This is a genomic window from Nitrospiraceae bacterium (genome assembly GCA_020632595.1).
In the GTDB taxonomy this organism is placed as follows: Bacteria; Nitrospirota; Nitrospiria; order Nitrospirales; family UBA8639; genus Nitrospira_E.
On the sequence record JACKFF010000014.1, the window covers coordinates 17,985 to 39,168 of the forward strand.

The following is a 21,184-nucleotide window of genomic DNA, read 5'->3' on the forward strand; positions in this document are numbered from 1 at the left end:
ACCGACTCTCCCTTTTGGATGGGTACGGGGCCGACAGATTTTTTTGAACAAGCGGCCCGGGCCCTTGGTTACCGGCGCATTGCAGGCCTGGATGAGGCTGGGCGCGGGCCTTTGGCCGGGCCGGTGGTCGCTGCGATCGTGATTCTTCCACGTCGTTGGTCACCGGTCCTTCTCGACGACTCCAAACTCCTGACTGAACAGCAACGCCAGACCCTGTACGATACCATTACCACCCGGGCCATTGCATGGTCCATTGGCATGGCATCAGAACAGGAGATTGACGAACTCAACATCCTGGGGGCCACACGGTTGGCCGGTTGCCGGGCTCTTAGCGACTTGGCCATACCACCAGATTATCTCCTTCTTGATGCTTTGCACCTCCCTAGGGTTGCTGTCCCTCAACGACCGGTAATCAAAGGCGACCAACTTTCACGGTCCATTGCCGCCGCTTCTATTCTAGCCAAAGTATCACGGGATCGCATCATGACCACCTACCACGAACGCTTTCCTCAGTATCAATTTCATCTCCACAAAGGATATCCCACACCGGAACATCTCAGACGACTACAGAAGTTTGGCCCGTGTCCTGCGCATCGACAAAGCTTCCGGCCCGTCCAAGCCTGCCTGAATGTGCCCTCCCTCGCATGACCACGCCTTCTCACCAATTTGGACGATCAGCGGAGGAGTTTGCAGAGGAATGGCTCAGAAAAAAAGGCTATCGGATTCTTGAGCGAAATCTGCGAGTAGGGGGTGGAGAATTGGATCTCATTGCACAACACCATGATACCCTGGTGTTTATTGAGGTCAAGGGACGACGCACCGATCAATTCGGCGGCGCTCCCTATGCCATCGATGCGCGGAAAAAACGCCAAATCATTAAACTGGCGTCCTATTACCTTTCTCAACATGGCCTCAGCAACCAAGTTTGCCGGTTTGATGTTATCCTGATTGCGGGAACCTCCCAAGGTACTCCGAAATTAACTCACCTGGAACAGGCTTTTGAGGTTTCCAGCTCCGACTGGCAATGGTAAATTAAAGAGGTTGGCTTCTGCGCGGGGTCCAATGCCTGAAAATGAACAGCGGGCGACTTTCCGGGTACCCGCATCCAGGAACCATGGTCCCGTTTTTTCTAGATCAAAAGCCATTTCAAGGTCCACATAAGATAGCATGATTCAATTATTTCACGTCACCAAATATTACGATGGCTGCCTTGCGCTTTCAGATATTTCACTACGAATCGAAAAAGGCGAGTGTGTGTTACTTACGGGACCAAGCGGAGCCGGTAAAACCACTTTACTCAAGCTTATTTTTGGAGCAGAACACCCTGATGAGGGTCAAATTCTCGTCCAAAATCGCAACATCGCCAGACTCGGGGGATCCGATATTCCCTATCATCGAAGGACCATGGGGTATGTTCTTCAGGATTTCAAGCTGCTCCCGCAGCGGACGGTTTCCGAGAATGTGGCCCTTCCACTCATTATTCGTGGGTTGTCATCGTTCGAATCGCGGCGGAAGGTCATGGAAGCCCTTCGCGCGGTTGGCATGGACCATAAACTCAGCACCATTGCCTCCGTGCTGTCCGCTGGAGAGCAGCAACGAGTGTGTATCGCCAGAGCGATTGTAAACAGCCCTATCATTCTTTTAGCAGACGAACCGACGGGAAATTTAGACCCCCAACTGACCACCGAAATTGCGGCATTATTTAAAGCCATCAATACCCGGGGAACCACCGTCATGATGGCAACCCACAATCGACAAGTTGTGGAACAATTGAATGGCAGAATCCTCAGGCTGGATTGCGGACACCTCGTGTCTGATCAGGGAGCGTATACGTGAAACGGATCTGGTATTTTATCCGTGAAGCCTATACCAGCCTCCGCACGCATCAGACCAGTACGCTGATTGGCATTCTCACCACCGCATTCACCCTGACCAGCTTTGGCATCTTTCTCCTTCTTTATCATAACGTGCACAATCTGTTGGGTCAGGTTCAACACACTATACAAATCATCGTTTATCCCAAGGATGACATTGAATCTGGCAAACTTCGTGACTTACAACAGGACCTCAAGGCGGATCCGGTAGTGAACTCCCTCACCTTTATTTCAAAGCAGGACGCCTTAACGGAATTCAAAAAACAATTCCCCGAGGAAGTCTATCTTTTGGAAGGTCTTGGCGAGAGCCCGTTTCCCGCATCATTGGTCCTAACCATGGCCCCCAAGACTCCAAACACCGATATGATTGCCAACCTGGTCAATCGGCTCAAACATCATCCCGATATCGATCGGGTTCGGTATAATCGGGATTGGATCGAGCGCCTGACCCTGATCATCGCCTATTTGGAATTCGGCGCGTTAGTGGTTGGGAGCATTTTGGCCTTAGCCTCGGTCACCATCATTGCGATTACCGTGCAACTGGCATTTCATACCAGACAGCAGGAAATTGAAATTTTACGGTTAATCGGGGCGACGAGTCTCTTTATTAGCATTCCGTATCTCATCGAGGGAGCCATTTTAGGGGCTGCCGGGGGCGGTATGGCCTTAGGATTCTTACGTGGGGGGTTTGAACTTTTTACGCACAAAACACAAGGTATGAGCGTGTTCGGAGGATTTTCCTCCGCATTAGAGTTTTTCCCCCTCCCCCTTTCACTCATTTTGATGGCAGGAGGCATCCTTTTGGGGTGCCTGGGAACACTGACGACCATTTATGGATCGATGCGATTTCGTCTATGACACGAGTTAACCAATTTTTCCACACGGGAGTGCTCCCAATCGGACTGCTCCTGGTCTTAGGCCAAGCCGGTTGGAGCGCTGACCCATCAACCATCAAGGATGAAATCAGTCAGGAACGGCTGCGGCTGGAAAAACTCAATCAGGAAATTGCCGAAACCCAAAAGGAAACCAAACGGATCGAAAAGAAGCATGGGTCGGTTTTGAAAACCATTGATAAATTGGACCGCCAGCTCTATGAGCAAAAGAAAGAACGCAATCGCATTAATGACCAGATCAAAGTAACAGACGAGGAATTGGCGAACCTGAGCAAGAAGATTGGGGAAATTGAGCAGGACGTTCAAACCCGGCAATCCTCCATTTCCGCTAGACTTCGGTTATTATATATGGAAGGCCGCACAGGCTACTTGAAAACTCTTTTCGCCGCTGAATCATTCACCGAGGCCGCACACCGGATGGATTATCTTTCATGGGTTGCCCAACGGGAGCATCAGCTTGTCCGACAGTTTCAGGAAGACCTTTCGAATCTCCAAGAGCTCAAGGAGAAACAGACGGCGGCTCGCGAGGATCTTGTTCGCTTCCAGGGAGAAACACAACAGACCATCAAAAAAGTTTCAGGGCTCAAACGTCAAAAACGCTCCGTCCTGGTCAGTCTCTCCAAGGAAAAAGACGCACATGAACGGATGATTGAAGACCTTCAGCGTTCAGCGGAACAGGTGGATAGCCTTCTCAAAGAATTGGACCGGCGTTTTCAATTGGCGCAATCCCGGATGCGCCAACCGCCTGGAGCTCTCCCATCTCTTGGATCTCTGCTCTGGCCGGTGGAAGGAAAGGTGGTCTCATATTTTGGTCGGCAAAAACATCCCACTTTTGATACATTTGTGACGAAAAAAGGCATTGAAATCAGCGCGCAGGAGGGGAGCCCGATTCGCGCAGTTTCCTCGGGAAATGTTGTCTATGCCGACTGGCTCAAGGGATACGGCTTGGTCGTGATTGTTGACCATACGAATGGCTTTTATTCTCTTTATGCCCATGCCTCAAAGCTCTTAGTGGCTGAAGGCCAATCTGTCAAAAACGGGCAAGTCATTGGCGAAACAGGCGAAACAGGCGTCACCCAAGAAGACACTCTTTATTTTGAATTACGTAAAGGCACCACCCCCATCGATCCCCTAAAATGGCTGGTAAAACAGCCTTAATTGAACAATTGGAAGAAGGAACACCTCATGTCACATGAACGATTGTCGACGGTAGTGATTTCTGGTTTGACCTTAACCGCCATCCTTTTGGTGGGGATTGTCATCGGAAAAGGAGGAGACCGGGCGGGTTATGCCAGCGAACCCTACGAAGAATTGCAAATTTTCGCTGAAGTACTTTCGCAAGTCAAAAAGAATTATGTGGAGGAAACACAAACCAAGGATCTTGTCCAGGGTGCCCTGCGAGGCATGCTGGCGGGCCTTGATCCACATTCTTCTTTTATGACTCCTGATATGTTCAAAGAAATGCAAGTTGAAACGAAGGGAGAGTTCGGAGGGCTTGGGATTCAAATCGGAGTAAAAAACAATCGCCTGACGGTGATCTCACCTATTGAGGATACTCCGGCCTTTGAAGCCGGCATTCAGCCCGGAGACACCATTATTAAAGTTGACGACAAACCAACAAAAGATCTCACGCTCATGGAGGCCGTTCAGCACATGCGCGGGGCACGAGGAACTTCTGTGGAATTGACCATAGAGCGTGAAGGGCTGGAAAAACCTCTGATCTTTACCCTCAAACGCGACATCATTAAAATTCAAAGCGTTCGCTCCAAGCTGCTGGAAGGCAACCTTGGATACGTTCGTTTGAGCCAATTTCAAGAAGCGACAGTCGACGATCTCTCCGCGGAATTGGAAAAATTAGCTTCCAAAAACATTCAGGGTTTAATTCTCGATCTTCGAAATAATCCCGGAGGTCTGTTGACAGCTGCCGTAGGAGTCTCCGAACAATTCCTGGAATCCGGCCGGCTGGTGGTCTCGATACAAGGGCGCAACGGCAAAAAGGATGAATATCGTGCACGGGCAAGTAGTAAGAACTATCAATTTCCAATGATAGTGCTGGTCAACCACGGTTCTGCCAGCGCATCGGAAATCGTGGCTGCAGCCATGCAGGATTGGGGGAAAGCCGTCGTTATTGGCACCACAACTTTTGGAAAGGGATCGGTGCAAACCATTCTCCCCCTCTCCGATGGATCAGGCCTTCGCCTGACCACGGCAAAATACTTTACCCCAAACGGCAAGTCGATTCATTCTATTGGGGTGCAGCCCGACATTGTCATTGATCCGAAACCCGTACAGGTGGCGAAACAGGAATCCGCCGAAGGGAAAAAAGACGAAAGCACTGGGGATGCCCCTGCGCCTTCTCCCGCCAAACCACCAGTCCCCTCAGATCCCCAGGACAAAGACCAGCCCCAGCCCATTCCCCCGGATGACCTTCAATTACTGAAGGCTGTAGAAATGTTGAAATCATGGAAGGTCTTTAAGCAGTTAAAACCGGCCGCATAACGCGGCCGGCATAAGACCTGGAAGAATTTAGAAGTCGAGAACAATTGCCGTATTCGTTTTAATGACCCCATCAATCCCTCGAAGACGAACCATAATGAGGTCGTTCAGCTCCTCTAATGTTTCGGCTTCCACATGGGCAATTAAATCAAACGGACCTGTCACCGGATAGACAGATTTCACACCTTGAATGCGTGTAAGTGTTTTATAGGCACTCTTGGTGTGAGTGCCTGTCGTGTCAATCAAAACAAATGCCGAAATTGCCATTACCTAACCATCCTGCTGAGGTGAATGCCTGATAGGTCTTTATACCTTTTTACTGTTCCATGGCGATGAGGATTCCGCACGTCGGAAACCATGGAGAAGCGTCTCCCACTTACTTTCCCTAATTTTATGACTCCTGACAAGCCTCCCGCTTTGCTCGAATCGCCGTTAAAATTTCCTCACCTCTGGTCCCTAGACCTGGAAGAGTTTGCAGTAAATGCGATTGGGCCAAGGCTTCCAGATCTTCCCAAGTTGTGATGCCCAATCGAAAAACCAGATCGTGAACAATCGGTTCTGAAAATCCTGGAAGCTCCACCCATTCCAGAATCGAATCAGGTAGAGGAGTTTTTAATTCTTCATACGCACGGATACGGCCCGTAGTGAGGTATTCCCGAATTTTCAGGGATAACTCCTTGCCAATGCCGGGAATCGTTTGGAGTTCGCCACGATTCGCCAGCTCTGAGACATCCTCTTGGAGGCTCTTCAGTGAGTCAGCAGCCCGGCGATAGGCCTTGACCTTGTAGGGATTCTCACCTCTGGATGCCAACAAACCCGCCATCGACACGAACAAAGCCCTAAGATCCTCGTTGATGCTTTTTTCCATGACCATCGCCTCAGTGGTACAAGCTTACTTTCCTCACACATCAAGGATCGACTGTAGACCAAGCTCATTTTATGTCAGATGTGATCGATAAAACCAGGTCATAATGATACGCTTTCGTTCGCTCACCAGAACCATTTCTATCCTTCTGCACTCCAGGTCATTTCATTGACAAGAATTTCTCAAGTCCCGTAGGATGGAAATCTGCATGGCCGGAATCCACTGGACATTGCGTTCTTATCTATACGCATGAAAATAGTCGTGAATGGAGAGCAGCGCGAGACCGAAGAACCTCTGACGGTCGCACAGCTTTTAGAAACGCTCCAGCTCCGGTCCGAACAAGTCGCAGTAGAGATCAACCTTAAAATTTTGGATCGCGGAGATTTCCTCAACTGGAATCTCCACGATGGGGACAAGGTTGAAATTTTAAGCTTTATTGGAGGCGGCTCTCCCACATGAGAAGAATGAAGGGGAAGAGATGAATCAGGATCCCTTAATTATTGCCGGTCGAACATTCCACTCTCGACTCTGGGTTGGAACAGGAAAATATCAAAACTTTGAGGAAACCCGAAAAGCGATTGAGGCTTCCGGGGCTGATGTGGTGACGGTGGCAGTACGCCGCGTCAATATTACCGATAACAAATCGGAAAATTTATTGGACTACCTCGATCCGAAGAAATACACCATTTTACCCAACACGGCCGGATGTTATACCGTCGAAGATGCTGTTCGTTATTCTCGACTGGCCCGCGCTGCGGGAGTTTCAGATTTGGTGAAATTGGAAGTCATTGGAGATGAACGCACCCTATTTCCTGATACGGCAGGACTCATTGAAGCCGCAAAAATTTTGATTGCCGAAGGTTTTGTCGTATTGCCATATACGAACGACGACCCTATTGTCGCCAAAAAGTTAGTCGATATTGGTTGTCCTGCCGTCATGCCACTCGCAGCACCGATCGGTTCTGGGCTTGGCATTCGCAATCCCTATAATCTCAAAATCATCATGGAAACGGTCAATGTACCGGTCATCGTTGACGCCGGAGTTGGAACCGCTTCTGACGCAGCTCTGGCCATGGAATACGGAGCAGATGCCGTATTAATGAATACGGCTATTGCCGGAGCCAAAGACCCGTTGATGATGGCCACGGCCATGCGGTATGCCGTTGACGCCGGACGATTGGCTTACAGAGCTGGAAGAATTCCCAGGAAGTTATATGCGACTGCCAGCAGCCCCATTGAGGGAATGTTGTAACCCATATTCGGAATGTCCTCACGCGTTCTTCCTAGACTCTACCTTCTGACCGACCGCCAACAAACCCTTCATCGTCCCCTCCCTTCCGTGATAACCGAAGCGGTAGACGCCGGGGTCCGGATGGTGCAAGTCCGGGAAAAAGATCTTCGGACTCGAGAATTGACTTCCCTCTGTCAGCAGCTCTGCCCTCTCATCAAACACCACCAGGGAACAATCTTAGTGAATGATCGTATCGACTTGGTCCTTGCCCTGGGAGCCGACGGCGTACACCTTCGAACAGACAGCCTTCCCGTTTCCGTTGCCCGTCGCCTGCTAGGAACGCGATACCTCATCGGCGTCTCAACGCATTCCGTTGAAGAAGCCCGAGTGGCGGAAGCGGAAGGCGCCGACTTCATCGTGCTGGGACCCATTTTTGATACGCCTTCAAAGCGAGCGTATGGACCACCTTTAGGAATACAGGTTCTTCAGGAAGCCGGACGATTTCTCCACTTGCCCATCTATGCCATAGGAGGAATCACCCCGATTAGAATTCCTGACGTCTTATCAGCAGGGGCTTACGGTGTGGCCGTCATTTCCTCTATTCTTCAATCGCCCTCAATTCCAGGCACCACCCGCGAACTGTTGGCACGATTGTCCTGAATTGTCAACTAATTTCAGCCTTCATAATGCGGGTGTTTGGTTGACCCTAATTTTTTTTGGGTGGTAAGATCTTTTCAAAGAGGAACATGCGAATTTCCCTTTTACCACTTACTATACTGTCAGGTCGGTAGATTCAGTAGAAGCGAGATGCGCCCTCCGGTTTCGTTGAAACCTTGAATCAGGTAGGATCTAATTATGGGTATCCGAAAAACAGACGATCATATCCGTGAAATTGAAAAGTTACGAACCGAGATTGAGTCCATGGAACTCGAAATGCGGCAGCTGCATGACTCTCGACAGAAGCTGCACCTTTCTCAGCAGAAAAACGAACAGTTAGTTTCTACTTTGCAGGAGGCCAAAGCCCAAATCGAAGCCCTTCGAAAGGAAGTCGATAAACTCACCGCGCCTCCTTCAACTTTTGCCGTCTTTTATAACACCAACGCAGACGGGACCGTGAATGTCTCGCTTGGCGGCAGAAAGCTACGGGTCAACCTCCATCCTTCTATCCCGCCAGAATCCCTTAAGAAAGGCCAAGAGGTCATATTGAATGAAGGCCTGAACGTGATTGAATCGCGAGGGTATGATCCGCAGGGCGAAATCGCACATCTCAAACACCTACTGGACGACGGGCGAGCAGTGGTCAGCCTTCGCCTGGACGACGAGCGAGTGGTTGAAATCTCTGATTCGCTGAAACAGCAGACGTTGAGTGTCGGCGACCACCTCCTCTTTGAACCACGATCCGGATACCTCATCGAAAAACTTCCCAAAGGTGAAATGGAAGAACTCGTCATCGAGGAAGTCCCAGATATTCAGTACGACCAAATCGGCGGCCTTACCAAAGAACTGGAGCAGGTGAAGGATGCCGTGGAACTGCCCTTTCTCTACCCTGAGCTATTTGCTGAACACCGCTTATCACCCCCCAAAGGTCTTCTGCTGTATGGACCTCCGGGATGCGGAAAAACCTTGATTGCCAAAGCGGTCGCAAACTCCATCGCGAAAAAACTTGGTCACCTCAAAGGCAAGGACGTTCGCAGTTACTTCCTCCATATCAAGGGACCGGAATTATTGAATAAATATGTCGGTGAGTCTGAACGTCAAATTCGAGAAGTATTTGCGAAAGCGAAGGAGAAGGCGTCACACGGCAATCCGGTCATCGTCTTTTTTGATGAAATGGATGCGTTATTCCGAACAAGAGGGACAGGGATTTCCTCGGACATGGAATCGACCATCGTACCCCAATTTTTATCTGAAATTGATGGCGTAGAAAGCCTTCGAGACGTGATCGTCATCGGTGCCAGTAACCGGCAAGACCTCATTGACCCGGCAGTTTTGAGACCGGGGCGTTTGGATATCAAAATAAAAATTCCCAGACCTGATAAACAGGGTGCAAAGGATATCCTCGGGAAATATCTTCACGCAGACTTGCCCCTTGCGGAATCCGAATTGACCCAACATGGCTCGGATCGATCGGCGTATATCAATCATCTAATCGACACCACGGTCGAGGCCATGTATGCGTTGACCGAGGAAAATCAATTTCTAGAAGTCACCTATGCCAATGGTGAAAAGGAAACCGTGTACTTCAAGGATTTTGCCAGTGGCGCATTGATCGAAAGTGTCGTCTCCCGCGCGAAAAAACTGGCCATCAAACGGGCAATTTCCGGCGACACCAAAGGCCTCAAATCCGAGGATTTTCTGCGGGGCATTCGCGAAGAATTCAAGGAACAGGAAGATTTACCAAATACCACTCACCCCGATGATTGGGCAAAAATAGCAGGGAAAAAGGGCGAAAAAATCGTTCATGTGCGCACTTTAACCACCGATGAGGATTCAGAGCCACGAGAAATAGAAACCATCAGCGTCGGTCATTATTTTTAATCATATCTAGCTGCTTTTCATGAGGCCTCCTTGCTGCGAATTCTTGGAACGGAAACTGAATTCGGAATCATATCTCGCTCACCAGGCCACCCTGATCCCGTAGCGAATTCCCTTCGGTTAATCAGTCACTGTCCTCATCTCCCCGCTCCCACGGCCCTATGGGATTACGAAAATGAAAATCCCTTTTGGGATGCGCGTGGCTTTCCGGTCGAAGGCGAACCCGAACGACCAAGCGCCAGTTATAATCGTCAACTCAACAAAGTATTGCCCAATGCCGGTCGCCTCTATGTCGATGGAGCTCACCCGGAATATTCCACCCCCGAATGCAGCAATCCCCGGGAGGTGGTGGCCTATGAACGTGCCGGTGACCACATTGTGGCTGAGTGCTTGGCCCGACTGAACCACAGTATGGGAGAAGAGAATTTCCTGGTGTACCGTAACAATTCAGACGGAAAAGGAAACAGCTTCGGATACCACGAAAATTATATTTTGTCCCGCCGGATTCCATTTGAACAGGTAGCGAACGTTCTACTCCCCTTCTTTGTTTCACGCCCCATCTTTTGTGGCGCAGGGAAAGTGGGAGCCGAAAACGGCACAGATCCTGTGCATTATCAAATCTCACAGCGGGCAGATTTTTTTGAATGTCTGCTTGACCTCAATACCATGGTCAACCGTCCCATCATTAATACCCGTGATGAACCCCATGCCCATCAAGCCGACTACCGTCGCCTCCATGTCATCGTGGGTGATGCCAATATGTCCGAAGTATCAACCTTCTTAAAGGTCGGCACGACGGCCATTATCATGGAAATGCTGGAACAGCAAGGGGCTCTCCCACATATCGAATTGACCGATCCGGTCAAGGCCATCAAGGCGGTATCCCGAGATTTGACTGTGAAATGTTCGCTTCCGCTAAACAATGGGCAACACACCACCGCCCTCGCTATTCAGCGGGCCTTTCTGCAATCAGCCCATGACTTTTATCGGACCAGAGAGGTCTCTCCTGTCACCAAGGAGGTGCTTGTCCGATGGGAATCCACTTTGGATACCTTGGAGCGTGATCCCTTTGAGCTTCGGCGAGAAGTCGATTGGGTCGCTAAACATGCATTGATTCAATCCTATATGGATCGTAAACGCTGTTCCTGGAATGATCCCAGGGTGGCCATGATGGATTTACAATATCACGACGTGCGACCAAACAAGGGCCTGTACTATACCCTGGAGCGGACGGGGCAAATTGAACGATTGACTCTCGAGCTGGAGATCGAGCGTGCTCGCCAGACTGCACCGGCTTTCACACGGGCATTTTTCCGTGGTCAATGCTTAAAACACCTACCGGGCCAGGTATACGGCATGAGCTGGACTTCCATCCTCCTTCATACCGGAAATTCTACCATTAAGCGTATCCCACTGATGGATCCTTATCGAGGCACCCAACAGCTCACCCAAGAATTGTTTAGGGACATTACCTCCGTGGATCAGTTATTATCCCGACTCGTGAAATCCTGAATGAAACAAGGCACCCGGTCGGTCAGATAACCTTGAGGTCGCATGAATTCTGAAAACGTTTCCCTTCCAAACTTCTCAGCTGACACATGTTCCAGTTTCTACCAATACCTCACCTCCCAACGACCCGACTTACTCCCCATGGCACGGTGGGAACACTCACTCCCCCAGCAAGGCCAAACAGACGCTTCATTGATGTCTACCAGGCCTCTTCCCTGGCCACACGGCACCACGGTTCTCGCCTTTACCTATGATAACGGCGTCCTCATCGCCGGAGACCGTCGCGCCACCGAGGGATTTCAAATTGCCGCAAATCGAATGGAAAAGGTTTTTCAAACCGATGGCTTTTCTGCCATGGCTATTGCAGGAGCTGCAGGGCCCTGCGTGGAAATGGCAAAACTTTTCCGCATCGAACTGGAACATTATGAAAAACTGGACGGACAACCCTTAACCTGCGAAGGAAAAGCCAATAGGCTTGGCCATATGGTCAAGGCCAACTTTCCCATGGTCTTACATGGACTCGTAGTCATTCCCCTGTTTGTCGGCTATGACCACAAACGAGAGATTGGTCGCCTTTTCAAATATGACATAACGGGAGGACGCTACGAGGATACGGATTTTCATGCAGTCGGCTCAGGAGGGAAAGATGCGCGATCTACCCTCAAAGAATATTTCCGAAAAAACTTATCGGAGGACGCGGCGGTCAAAGTGGCCCTTCGCGCTCTATTCAATGCCGCAGATGAAGATGTCGGAACCGGGGGACCAGACCTGGTGCGACGAATCTTCCCGACCGTTAAATTAGTTGACGCCCGGGGGGTTCGGGATGTGGATAACACCCAATTGGCTACAGTGTGCGAGGCCTTAGTGAACGAGAAACAGGAGACATAAACCGTGGCCCTGCCCTATTACGTTTCACCCGAACAAATGATGCAGGACCGGGCGGAATATGCCAAAAAAGGCATCGCCAAAGGCCGGTCAATCATCGCCATGGAATATTCAGATGGTGTGCTGTTTGTCGCCGATAACCCCAGCGCCTCCCTGTTTAAAATCTCTGAGATCTATGACAGCATCGCATTTTCAGGCGCGGGAAGATACAGTGAATTTGAGAATCTCCGAAAAGCCGGCATTCAACATGCGGACGTCAAAGGCATGATGTATAGCCGCGAAGATGTGACCGCACGATCACTGGCAAATGGCTATTCACAAATTCTCGGCACGCTCTTTAGCCAGGAAATGAAACCCTACGAAGTGGAACTACTCCTGGCTCAGGTCGGTGAGACACCGGAGCGCAATGAGTTATACCGCATCTCGTTTGATGGCAGTATTGTGGATGAACGAAAATTCATGGCCATTGGAGGACGATCTGAAACCATTTTAACCCTCCTCAAAAAAGAAATCCCTCATACTTGCCCTTCCCTAAAAGAAGCCTTAACGCTCTGCCAACATGCGTTTGAACAGGGCGCGGATTCTCGATCAAACCTCGAAGGTTTGGAAGTTGCGCTCTTGGACCGAACTCGAATAGGCAGAAGATTTCGGCGAGTCCCGATCCTCGAAGCTACCCAAATTCTCGCCTAACCCCTCGGCATTCCTCCCTCCCACTCAGTTGATCATTCCCGGATCTGGGTGTATTCTGAGTATAAGATTCATTGAAATACTGCCTCTATTTTCGAGCATGGTCCATTTCAAAAACACGGAAAGTGAAGGATAGAAACACTCAAGAAGGCCTGTTCAGGAAGATCGAATCACCCGAGGAGGATAATTCTCGATTGGCGGTCAGGCCCTTAACACGAGAAGGAGTCCGGCGGCGGAGATGTGATGTCATACCCTCAAAAAGCCTCAGGAGATGGAAAGGCCGGATATGATGAAACGCATTGTTGGCCTTGAGAGTGAATACGGCCTGACATTTTCGCCGAATGGACGGGTCTACCTTCCCATTGAAAAAATTCTCGGGTACATTTTTGAGGGACTCATCCCCAATAGCTGGCCGTCCAATGCCTTCCTCACGAATGGGGCGCGATTCTACCAGGACACGGGCTGCCATCCAGAATACTCCACCCCCGAATGCGACGACCTGCTTGATTTGATCATCCACGACAAAGCCGGCGAGCGGATCCTGGAAAGTTGTCTGCCCATTGCCGAAGAACGCTTGCGCGAAGAGGGACTGTCCGGCGAGATCTTCATTTTCAAAAACAATACGGATTCCCTCGGCAACACGTATGGCTGCCATGAAAATTTCCTCATGCGCCGGGACGTGGATTTCTGGAAGGTCAGCGAACAGCTCATCCCCTTTTTCGTCACTCGTCAAATTTTTTCCGGAGCCGGGAAAATTCTTAAAGTATCAGGGAAGTCTCAATACTTTATCTCCCAACGCGCCCAACATATCCATGAAAAAACTTCTTCCTCTACGACGTCCTCCCGGAGCATTATCAATACACGCGATGAACCCCATGCTGATGCCGAAAAATACCGTCGGCTTCACATTATTCTCGGCGATTCCAATATGTCGGAGTTTTCCACCTACTTAAAGGTGGGGACGGCCATGATCGTCCTTTCCATGATCGAAGATGGATTCACCATTCCTCATATTGAGCTGGAAGAACCTGTTAAAGCGATTCGAGACATCTCTCGGGATCCCACGCTCAAAAAAACCGTCAAACTTGAAGATGGGAGCAACCTGACCGCATTGGAAATTCAACAGACCTTCTGGGAACGGGCTGGTGAATATTTGGCGTTGCAGCCTCCCAACAAAGTCATGGCAGAAGTGCATTATGAATGGGGTCGCGTGTTGAGGATGCTGAAAACCTCCCCTATGGCACTTGTCCGCGAAATCGACTGGATCACCAAGCAATGGCTTCTCGAAAATTACATGGCCAACAAATCTTGTGGATGGGATGACCCCCGCTTAGGCATGATGGATTTGCAATATCATGACATCAACCGACAACGAAGCCTATTTCATCTCCTGGCAGAGCGTAATCACATTCGAAAAATGATCGATGAGGACGCAATTGAACAGGCCAAAACGGTTCCTCCTCAAACCACGCGAGCAAAAGTGCGAGGAGATTTCATCAGATTTGCCCGTGCAAAAAATCGGTCGTATACTGTGGATTGGACCTATCTCAAACTGAACGGGTACTGGGAAGAAACCATTTTGTGCATGGACCCTTTTTGCCCTTTTAATCGACGCGTAGAGGAATTGCTCAGCCAAGTGCCTCATAACCGGCTCTTTCCATGATGAGCTCATTGTCCCCACGCCATCCTACAGCCTCATGGAAGGTCATATTTGTCGTTTGTCTCCTGCTTGCCAGCATTTTCCCTATTCAGATCGTTCCGAGTGCGGAACGGAACCGACCGGGTGCCAATGGCCATCTCACCGGAAAGCAGGGCCAAATCCTCTGGATCGACGTGCCGACATCTCACTCTACGACCAAAGTGAGTGGCCTATTTCTCAAACGGAGGATTCCCTTCTTCCCACATGGTGATACCCACTTTGCAGGCATGGTCGGAATCGATATGGAAGATCCACCGGGAATACAGGAGCTGAGTATTACGGTCCATTCCGACTCCGGATCAGAACATCTCAGCTACTCCGTCCAAGTCATCAAAGAAGACTATACCGTCCAACACCTCACGCTGCCGAAGAATACCGTTGACCTTGACGCCAAAACCTTACAGCGCGTCCAAGAAGAAAAAAAAGAATTGGCAGCGGCCTTTCACCACGTCGGTGCACGTCCTTTATGGGACGGTCCGTTTCTTGAGCCTGTGAATGGGAAAATCACTGGAGTTTTTGGCAGTCGTCGAGTGATTAATGGTCAGAACCGAAAACCCCACTCAGGAGAAGATATCGCAGCGCCCAAAGGTACCCCGGTACAAGCCATTAACAAGGGCATCGTCGTGAAAACAGTCGATCACTTCTTCTCCGGTAAGGGTGTGGTCCTGGATCATGGGGTAGGCCTATTTTCCATGTACTTTCACCTCTCAGAGGTCGATGTCACTTCCGGCCAAACAATTCAGAAAGGTGAAGCCTTAGGCAAAGTCGGAGCCACCGGAAGAGCCACTGGCCCGCATCTCCATTGGGGCGTACATTTAAATGGCTCCCGAATCAATCCATACGCATTGACTACTCTTCCCATTTCAAATTAATTAAAGGACTCTGGCATTTTGTTGGTCCTCCGCTTCTCCTGATTCAACGTGAACCAGCTCTTCTTATAGACATCAGATACATTTCGATTATCGGAAAATAAATACCCTTTCCCATGCGATATATTTGTGTTTTCTGCGGCTCCAGTCTCGGGCACGACCCAGGATTTACCAACATGGCACAGCGATTGGGTCATGCGCTTGTCCAACAGGGAATGGGCTTGGTCTATGGTGGGGGGAATATTGGACTGATGGGCGTGCTGGCATCAACCGTACTGCAGGAAGGCGGGACCGTCATCGGTGTTATTCCCAAACATCTGGCAGAAAAAGAACTCCTACATCAGGAACTCACAGCCACGCATATTGTGAACACCATGCATGAACGAAAAACCCTCATGGCAGATCTGTCAGCCGGATTCATCACCTTACCCGGTGGATTTGGAACATTGGAAGAATGTTGCGAAATGGTAACCTGGGCGCAGTTAAAACTTCACCACAAGCCCTGTGGCCTGCTGAATTGCTTTGGGTTTTTTGATGGTCTGTTAAAATTTTTCGACCATCAAGTCCATCAAGGGTTCCTCAACCTGACCAACCGGGCGTTACTTCTTGAAGCCGCCACTCCGGAGGACCTGCTACCCCTTATCCTGGACCGACTCGAGCCTGACGTTCGCTAACAGCATCCGGCTTAATAAGCCGAGGGCCTGGAAAGGGGACGATTGGTCATCAATTCCATCGCCCGAAGATTATCAAACGAAAATCCGCCATCCCCCATTACAACCAATCCCAATTTGCCCTTTTTGAATGACTGATCATAGACATCAAGGCTCAAGTGGTTATCAAAAGAGATTTCAGTAAATTCCTTACTGATAATGGTATTTCGTTGAATCCGGAGAGAATGCCACTCAGCAGATCGAAGGATCAGTGCCTCCCTCCCTAATTCGGTTGGTTGCCCATTCTTGACGACATACGCCACAACCTCGTTTGTTCTGGGTTCCACAACGGTGGCATAGAAATTTTTATCATCCTGGATGCCATATGCCAATCCGGCTTTTCCGGTCGGTGTTCCCAGATTAAGCTTTAATCGGACCGAAAGATCCACATATTCAACCACAACGTCTTCCGCAACGAGTAACTGATAACACCAACCCTCCCCGCATTGTAAGCGCTGCTCTACCAGGTTGGGACGACTGGGGGCTGTCTCATCGTCTTTGACTGACCATCCACCCTTTCCTGAAGATCCACCAACCGCTTGTGTAAAGCCATTCGGCAAATCGCCTGAAGGCGATTGATCAAAATTCCATTCCTGAAAAAGAGGGGGAGTGGTTTTATGAAACGGCTTAGGAAGCTCCTGAGGTTGCTCTTCCGAAAATCCCACGGAAGCTCCCATCAGAAGACAACTCATGGCCATCCCCAAAACCGATACTCCATAGCCAAATAAACTTCGTATGCCTTTAACCTTTTGCTCAGACCTGGACAGAACATGCTTTACAAACCAATTCAAATCCTCGTGTTTCATAACCATCCCTACCCCAAAAAGACATGAATATTAAGTAGACGGACACCCATAGCGCCTACGATGATACGCATTCTCAACCGAAGTCCACAACCCCTTTCTGGCGGTCAAAGCCATCCTCAATCAGGATACCATCAGCCGCCCGCCACCCTCACGAGGGACGAGAGTCCTGACAAAGAAAATTCATGAGCCCCTTCGCGCTTTCCACAGGCCCACGTATAAGACCCTGGTGGCCCAGGACAACACAAATGCCATCCCTTCCGTCTAACCATTTTCCAGAAAAAATTGCAGAAAAAGTCGAGCTTTGATAGGTTGAAGTGGCCGCTGGTCTTCTTTAAATCTGATTCTCATAAACAGATATGCAACGGACCACGATATTTCACGCTGTGACTGGACCGGCCCTTTTGGCCGTGATTTTTCTTACTGGACTCGTGTGGCCGAGTTCCAGCGAGAGCCGTTCCCCAAGCCCTATTGAGACGGAAGAATGGTCATTTGAGGAACTCCTCCCATCTGATTCCGTCATCACGCTGACGTTGCAGGAAGCCGTCATGGAAGCATTAGAACACAATCTGGACATTCAAGTGAGCCGACACACAAGAGACGTTCGACTCACCGACATTGTCTTTCAACAGTCACAATTTGACCCTACGGTTGAGCTCGGCGGACGGTACGACCGGACGGTCGTTCCGCTCAACAGGCCCATATTCGGCCTTGGAGGTGTCACGCGGGGTTCGATTCCAGACACCTTTGATCAAAATGAAACAAACTTCAGGCTGGGATTGAAGCAAAAGTTGCTGACCGGGGGATCCTACGATCTGACCTTTGATACCAAACGGAATTCCGTGGCCGGATCAACCAGCTTTCTTTTCAACCCGGCCTATGCCAGCAATCTACTCTTTAATCTGACGCAACCACTTCTTCGAAACTTCGGACCCACGATCAACAACATACAAATCACCCTCGCAAAAAACGCAGCTGACGTGGAACAACTGACACTCCTGAACCAGATCCTGTCGGTGATCGCCCAGGTCGAGCAAGCGTATTGGGAACTCGTCTTTGCCCGGGAGAACTTAAAAGTCGCCCGCGCAACGTTGCAGGCCGCAGAAGAATTACTCGCGAGCAATCGCGCAAAGGTGAAAGCCGGAATCATGGCGGATGTAGAGGCTCTTCAGGCTCAAGCAGGGGTCGCCAACCAGATCGAACAAATATTGCTGGCCCAAAAAACCGTCCTGGACCAGGAGGACCAACTTCGAGTCCTCCTTAGTAAGTCGGAATTCAACCTGACTCAAACCACACCCCTTGTCCCACTCGACCCACCCGTTCAACATCTTCAGGAGACCCCGCTCAAAGAAAACCTGGAGGTCGCATTCGAGCATCGTCCGGATATGCTTCAAGCCAAAAAGAACATTGAAACATCCAACGTCAATACACGCTTTGCCAAAAATCAGCTTCTTCCCGATCTCTCATTTCAGGGAAGTCTGGGTCTCAGCGGACTGGGGAAAAACCCCCGGGATGACTGGGATCGTTTAGGCAGCACGGATTTTTATAACATGGGGGGTGGACTCGTTTTCAGCTACCCTATAGGAAACCGCTCGGCGCAGAGCCAATATCAACGCCGGGTCCTGGAAACTCAACAAAGCCAGGTCTCTCTTCTACGCGTTCGCCAACAAATAATTCTGGACGTCAAAGAAGCCATCCGTCAGGTACAAACAAGCTTCAAGCGCACCAGAACGACTCAAACGGCTCGCCAATTATCCGAAAGGCAACTCAACGCGGAGCAGGAACGCCTTAATCTCGGGCTCAGCACCACTCGATTAGTGCTAGAATTTCAAAGAGATCTTCGAATAGCCCGGGGGAGGGAATTGCGAGCCATTCTGGACTACAATCAATCATTATCCCGTCTCCGCCTCGTCACCGCCTCTACACTCGATCATTACCACATTGAAATTCAGTAAAGAAAAATGAAAAATCCCCTCCACGACCTTCTCCCCGCCCCAGGAATGTTCCATGTGCAGGTGGATACCACACCATGTTCATGTCGTGAGCCCGTGCCAAAATGACCATGCCGGCCTTCCTGCCCCTAGCGGAGTAAGCTTCCGGCAGAGGGAGCCCTGTTACATACCTTTCCTTTTCATGCCGGTTTGTCTGAATTTAAATATACCCCTATGCGCAAAGCGGACAACCCTATCACTTCGCAATTGATCCCTTTCCAGTCTTTCGATTTCCTAGGCCTCTGCTAGACTTGTTACCATATAAGTAGACATATGAAAAAAACATTTTGGATCGTGGCCATCATCATACTTGCCGGAGCAGTGGGGGGTTGGGTGTATTATTTCCGGTCGACAGGTCAACCATCTCCTGAAACCGCACAACACAACGTGGTTGAAGTTGTCCGAACCTCGCTTCAAACCAAGGTGTCGGAGACGGGTACGATCATGCCTTCTCAAACCATCGAAATTAAATCTCAATTTTCTGGGGAAGTCGCTCAATTGTTTGTGACTGCGGGGCAAGAGGTCGAAAAAGATCAGGTTTTAGCGATTATTCGACAGGAATCCAGCCAGGCCCGTCAGGTGGCCCAACTCAGGGCAGGTATCTCGGAAGAACGCTTAAACGTGGATACCGCTCATCGGGAATGGATCCGTGCCGAATCCCTCTTCAGAAAAGGTTTTATCCCTCAAAAGGAATTGGAACTTTCGCATCGGGATTATCAACAATCCCTGGTTCGTCTGGAGTTGGCCGAGCGCCAACTCTTATTGGCATTAGGCGGCAACAAGGAATTGTATGAACGATACCGTGATGGCTCTGCCTCCAAAACCCGCCCTGAAGAATTTCAGGTCCGGTCACCCTCCCAAGGTACCGTCCTGGAAATTCTGGTCCACACCGGAGAAATCATTACGTCCGGAACCGCCACATTCGGCGGAGGAACAATCCTCATGCGCATTGCCGATCTGTCCCACATGGTGGTCAAAGCGAAAATCAATGAAGTTAATATTCCAAGAGTTTCGGTCGGCCAGTCGGTAGATATTCGGCTGGACGCCTTACCGGAAAAACTGTTTACGGGCCGGGTGATGGCCATTGCCGCCCAGGGGGTCAAAGAAAACAATCTGGTGACCTATGAAGTTTCTATCGATATAGAAAAAACCCACCCCGATTTAAAACCGATGCTGACCGCAAACATCGATATTGAGACAAAACGGCTGGACAATGTCCTCACCGTTCCGCTTGAAGTCCTACGTGTCAACAAAGGGGATGATGTCGTGGACGTGCTCGTGGAGGGACAACCCCAGACCCGGAAGGTCCGTGTCGCGTTCCGGACTGATACGCAGGCCATCATCACTCAAGGACTTCAGGAACACGACCAGGTCGTCGTCCCATCCTTTAAAGCCGACGAGGCTCGCCGATAACGCAGGAAGTGGGTTTGGCCATGTTGATTGAGCTCAACCACATCGTCAAAATCTACCAAGCCGGGCATGTCGAGGTCCCGGCCTTAATCGATATTACTCTCCAGGTCAAAAAGGGAGAATTTGTAGCCATTATCGGACAGTCCGGAAGCGGGAAAACCACCCTCCTGGATATTATTGGCTGTTTGAGCCGTCCGACGAGTGGCGAGTATTGGCTGGACGGGGATCTGGTCAACACCCTTCCCGACGCCCGCTTAACCGGCATCCGTAACAAAAAAATCGGGTTTATCTTTCAAACCTTCCATTTACTTGCCCGGAAGACCGCCCTGGAAAATGTCCAACTTCCTCTAATGTATGCGGGCGCCTCACGAACAATTCAACACGACACCGCACGGACATTATTAACCAAGGTCGGCCTGCAAGACCGCCTGCAGCATTACAGCAATCAGTTATCGGGAGGCCAACAGCAACGGGTCGCAATCGCTCGTGCGTTAGCCAACAGTCCAGCGCTACTCCTGGCGGACGAACCCACGGGAAACCTGGATAGTCAATCAGGCAAAGACATTCTTGCGCTCTTTGAACAACTGCATCGTCATGGACAAACCATCGTGATGATTACCCATGATCCGAACATCGCCCAGCAGGCGGAACGCCGCATCACCCTGGCAGATGGCAAAGTCGTGGCCGATGAATACATGCCTCAATCCCTTCCGGTGCCGGGATAAAA

Annotated in this window: 22 protein-coding genes; 19 read left to right on the forward strand and 3 right to left on the reverse strand. The window is 50.1% G+C overall.

The window, feature by feature from the left end; translation table 11 throughout:
- Positions 1-18 precede the first annotated feature (18 nt).
- The 6 genes from H6750_18210 (at position 19) to H6750_18235 (ending at position 5,266) form a co-directional block, all read left to right on the forward strand.
- Positions 19-648, forward strand: a complete 630-nt coding sequence (locus H6750_18210; protein MCB9776241.1) for a ribonuclease HII — start codon at positions 19-21, stop codon at positions 646-648.
- Positions 645-1,031, forward strand: a complete 387-nt coding sequence (locus H6750_18215) for a YraN family protein (protein MCB9776242.1) — start codon at positions 645-647, stop codon at positions 1,029-1,031. Before H6750_18210 ends, H6750_18215 begins: the two co-directional genes overlap by 4 nt.
- A 136-nt stretch (positions 1,032-1,167) precedes the next feature.
- On the forward strand, positions 1,168-1,836 hold the full coding sequence (gene ftsE, locus H6750_18220) for a cell division ATP-binding protein FtsE (GenBank protein MCB9776243.1): 669 nt from the start codon (positions 1,168-1,170) through the stop codon (positions 1,834-1,836).
- Positions 1,833-2,732 (forward strand): ABC transporter permease, encoded by a 900-nt coding sequence (locus H6750_18225; GenBank protein ID MCB9776244.1) that lies wholly within the window; start codon positions 1,833-1,835, stop codon positions 2,730-2,732. The genes ftsE and H6750_18225 overlap by 4 nt, the downstream gene beginning before the upstream one ends.
- The gene (locus H6750_18230) at positions 2,681-3,925 is read left to right on the forward strand and encodes a peptidoglycan DD-metalloendopeptidase family protein (protein ID MCB9776245.1); all 1,245 of its coding nucleotides are present in this window, start codon (positions 2,681-2,683) and stop codon (positions 3,923-3,925) included. Before H6750_18225 ends, H6750_18230 begins: the two co-directional genes overlap by 52 nt.
- 27 nt (positions 3,926-3,952) lie before the next feature.
- A complete protein-coding gene (locus H6750_18235) occupies positions 3,953-5,266 on the forward strand; it encodes a S41 family peptidase (protein ID MCB9776246.1) in 1,314 nt (437 codons plus the stop codon).
- Between the two features lie 27 nt (positions 5,267-5,293).
- Here the strand turns inward: H6750_18235 and H6750_18240 are convergent, their stop codons facing one another.
- Positions 5,294-5,530: an Lrp/AsnC ligand binding domain-containing protein gene (locus H6750_18240; GenBank protein ID MCB9776247.1), complete on the reverse strand. Its 237-nt coding sequence runs from the start codon at positions 5,528-5,530 to the stop codon at positions 5,294-5,296.
- Positions 5,531-5,654: 124 nt separating this feature from the next.
- The gene (locus H6750_18245) at positions 5,655-6,137 is read right to left on the reverse strand and encodes a histidinol-phosphatase (protein ID MCB9776248.1); all 483 of its coding nucleotides are present in this window, start codon (positions 6,135-6,137) and stop codon (positions 5,655-5,657) included.
- 240 nt (positions 6,138-6,377) lie between these two features.
- On the opposite strand from H6750_18245, the gene thiS reads away from it, so the two are divergent.
- The 10 genes from thiS (at position 6,378) to H6750_18295 (ending at position 16,217) form a co-directional block, all read left to right on the forward strand.
- Positions 6,378-6,587: a sulfur carrier protein ThiS gene (gene thiS / locus H6750_18250; GenBank protein MCB9776249.1), complete on the forward strand. Its 210-nt coding sequence runs from the start codon at positions 6,378-6,380 to the stop codon at positions 6,585-6,587.
- Positions 6,588-6,606: 19 nt separating this feature from the next.
- Complete coding sequence (locus tag H6750_18255) at positions 6,607-7,380, forward strand: thiazole synthase (protein MCB9776250.1); 774 nt, start codon at positions 6,607-6,609, stop codon at positions 7,378-7,380.
- A 12-nt stretch (positions 7,381-7,392) separates the two neighbouring features.
- A complete protein-coding gene (gene thiE / locus H6750_18260) occupies positions 7,393-8,019 on the forward strand; it encodes a thiamine phosphate synthase (protein MCB9776251.1) in 627 nt (208 codons plus the stop codon).
- A gap of 195 nt (positions 8,020-8,214) precedes the next feature.
- Positions 8,215-9,897, forward strand: coding sequence for a proteasome ATPase (arc, locus tag H6750_18265; protein ID MCB9776252.1), 1,683 nt, complete (start codon positions 8,215-8,217; stop codon positions 9,895-9,897).
- A gap of 30 nt (positions 9,898-9,927) precedes the next feature.
- On the forward strand, positions 9,928-11,406 hold the full coding sequence (locus H6750_18270; GenBank protein ID MCB9776253.1) for a proteasome accessory factor PafA2: 1,479 nt from the start codon (positions 9,928-9,930) through the stop codon (positions 11,404-11,406).
- Between the two features lie 42 nt (positions 11,407-11,448).
- Positions 11,449-12,291, forward strand: coding sequence for a proteasome subunit beta (prcB, locus tag H6750_18275; protein ID MCB9776254.1), 843 nt, complete (start codon positions 11,449-11,451; stop codon positions 12,289-12,291).
- A 3-nt stretch (positions 12,292-12,294) separates the two neighbouring features.
- Positions 12,295-12,978, forward strand: coding sequence for a proteasome subunit alpha (prcA, locus tag H6750_18280; protein ID MCB9776255.1), 684 nt, complete (start codon positions 12,295-12,297; stop codon positions 12,976-12,978).
- Positions 12,979-13,261: 283 nt separating this feature from the next.
- A complete protein-coding gene (gene pafA / locus H6750_18285; GenBank protein ID MCB9776256.1) occupies positions 13,262-14,638 on the forward strand; it encodes a Pup--protein ligase in 1,377 nt (458 codons plus the stop codon).
- An 8-nt stretch (positions 14,639-14,646) separates the two neighbouring features.
- On the forward strand, positions 14,647-15,546 hold the full coding sequence (locus H6750_18290) for a peptidoglycan DD-metalloendopeptidase family protein (protein ID MCB9776257.1): 900 nt from the start codon (positions 14,647-14,649) through the stop codon (positions 15,544-15,546).
- A 113-nt stretch (positions 15,547-15,659) separates the two neighbouring features.
- Entirely contained in the window at positions 15,660-16,217 is a 558-nt protein-coding gene (locus H6750_18295) for a TIGR00730 family Rossman fold protein (protein ID MCB9776258.1), read from the forward strand.
- 11 nt (positions 16,218-16,228) lie between these two features.
- On the opposite strand, the gene H6750_18300 is transcribed toward H6750_18295, so the two are convergent.
- The gene (locus H6750_18300; GenBank protein ID MCB9776259.1) at positions 16,229-17,059 is read right to left on the reverse strand and encodes a hypothetical protein; all 831 of its coding nucleotides are present in this window, start codon (positions 17,057-17,059) and stop codon (positions 16,229-16,231) included.
- A gap of 356 nt (positions 17,060-17,415) precedes the next feature.
- On the opposite strand from H6750_18300, the gene H6750_18305 reads away from it, so the two are divergent.
- The 3 genes from H6750_18305 to H6750_18315 all read left to right on the forward strand — a co-directional run bounded on the left by H6750_18305 (position 17,416) and on the right by H6750_18315 (position 21,182).
- Positions 17,416-19,011, forward strand: a complete 1,596-nt coding sequence (locus H6750_18305; GenBank protein ID MCB9776260.1) for a TolC family protein — start codon at positions 17,416-17,418, stop codon at positions 19,009-19,011.
- A gap of 309 nt (positions 19,012-19,320) precedes the next feature.
- Positions 19,321-20,460, forward strand: coding sequence for an efflux RND transporter periplasmic adaptor subunit (locus tag H6750_18310; GenBank protein MCB9776261.1), 1,140 nt, complete (start codon positions 19,321-19,323; stop codon positions 20,458-20,460).
- Between the two features lie 23 nt (positions 20,461-20,483).
- A complete protein-coding gene (locus H6750_18315) occupies positions 20,484-21,182 on the forward strand; it encodes an ABC transporter ATP-binding protein (GenBank protein ID MCB9776262.1) in 699 nt (232 codons plus the stop codon).
- The last annotated feature ends 2 nt before the right edge of the window (positions 21,183-21,184 follow it).

Bases quoted from the DNA above. Each gene is read 5' to 3' on its own strand.
- H6750_18210 (MCB9776241.1), top strand. From the start codon at position 19: ATGGGTACGGGGCCGACAGATTTTTTTGAACAAGCGGCCCGGGCCCTT.
- H6750_18215 (MCB9776242.1), top strand. From the start codon at position 645: ATGACCACGCCTTCTCACCAATTTGGACGATCAGCGGAGGAGTTTGCA.
- ftsE (MCB9776243.1), top strand. From the start codon at position 1,168: ATGATTCAATTATTTCACGTCACCAAATATTACGATGGCTGCCTTGCG.
- H6750_18235 (MCB9776246.1), top strand. From the start codon at position 3,953: ATGTCACATGAACGATTGTCGACGGTAGTGATTTCTGGTTTGACCTTA.
- H6750_18240 (MCB9776247.1), bottom strand. From the start codon at position 5,530: ATGGCAATTTCGGCATTTGTTTTGATTGACACGACAGGCACTCACACC.
- H6750_18245 (MCB9776248.1), bottom strand. From the start codon at position 6,137: ATGGTCATGGAAAAAAGCATCAACGAGGATCTTAGGGCTTTGTTCGTG.
- thiS (MCB9776249.1), top strand. From the start codon at position 6,378: ATGAAAATAGTCGTGAATGGAGAGCAGCGCGAGACCGAAGAACCTCTG.
- H6750_18255 (MCB9776250.1), top strand. From the start codon at position 6,607: ATGAATCAGGATCCCTTAATTATTGCCGGTCGAACATTCCACTCTCGA.
- thiE (MCB9776251.1), top strand. From the start codon at position 7,393: ATGTCCTCACGCGTTCTTCCTAGACTCTACCTTCTGACCGACCGCCAA.
- arc (MCB9776252.1), top strand. From the start codon at position 8,215: ATGGGTATCCGAAAAACAGACGATCATATCCGTGAAATTGAAAAGTTA.
- prcB (MCB9776254.1), top strand. From the start codon at position 11,449: ATGAATTCTGAAAACGTTTCCCTTCCAAACTTCTCAGCTGACACATGT.
- pafA (MCB9776256.1), top strand. From the start codon at position 13,262: ATGATGAAACGCATTGTTGGCCTTGAGAGTGAATACGGCCTGACATTT.
- H6750_18295 (MCB9776258.1), top strand. From the start codon at position 15,660: ATGCGATATATTTGTGTTTTCTGCGGCTCCAGTCTCGGGCACGACCCA.
- H6750_18300 (MCB9776259.1), bottom strand. From the start codon at position 17,059: ATGAAACACGAGGATTTGAATTGGTTTGTAAAGCATGTTCTGTCCAGG.
- H6750_18305 (MCB9776260.1), top strand. From the start codon at position 17,416: ATGCAACGGACCACGATATTTCACGCTGTGACTGGACCGGCCCTTTTG.
- H6750_18310 (MCB9776261.1), top strand. From the start codon at position 19,321: ATGAAAAAAACATTTTGGATCGTGGCCATCATCATACTTGCCGGAGCA.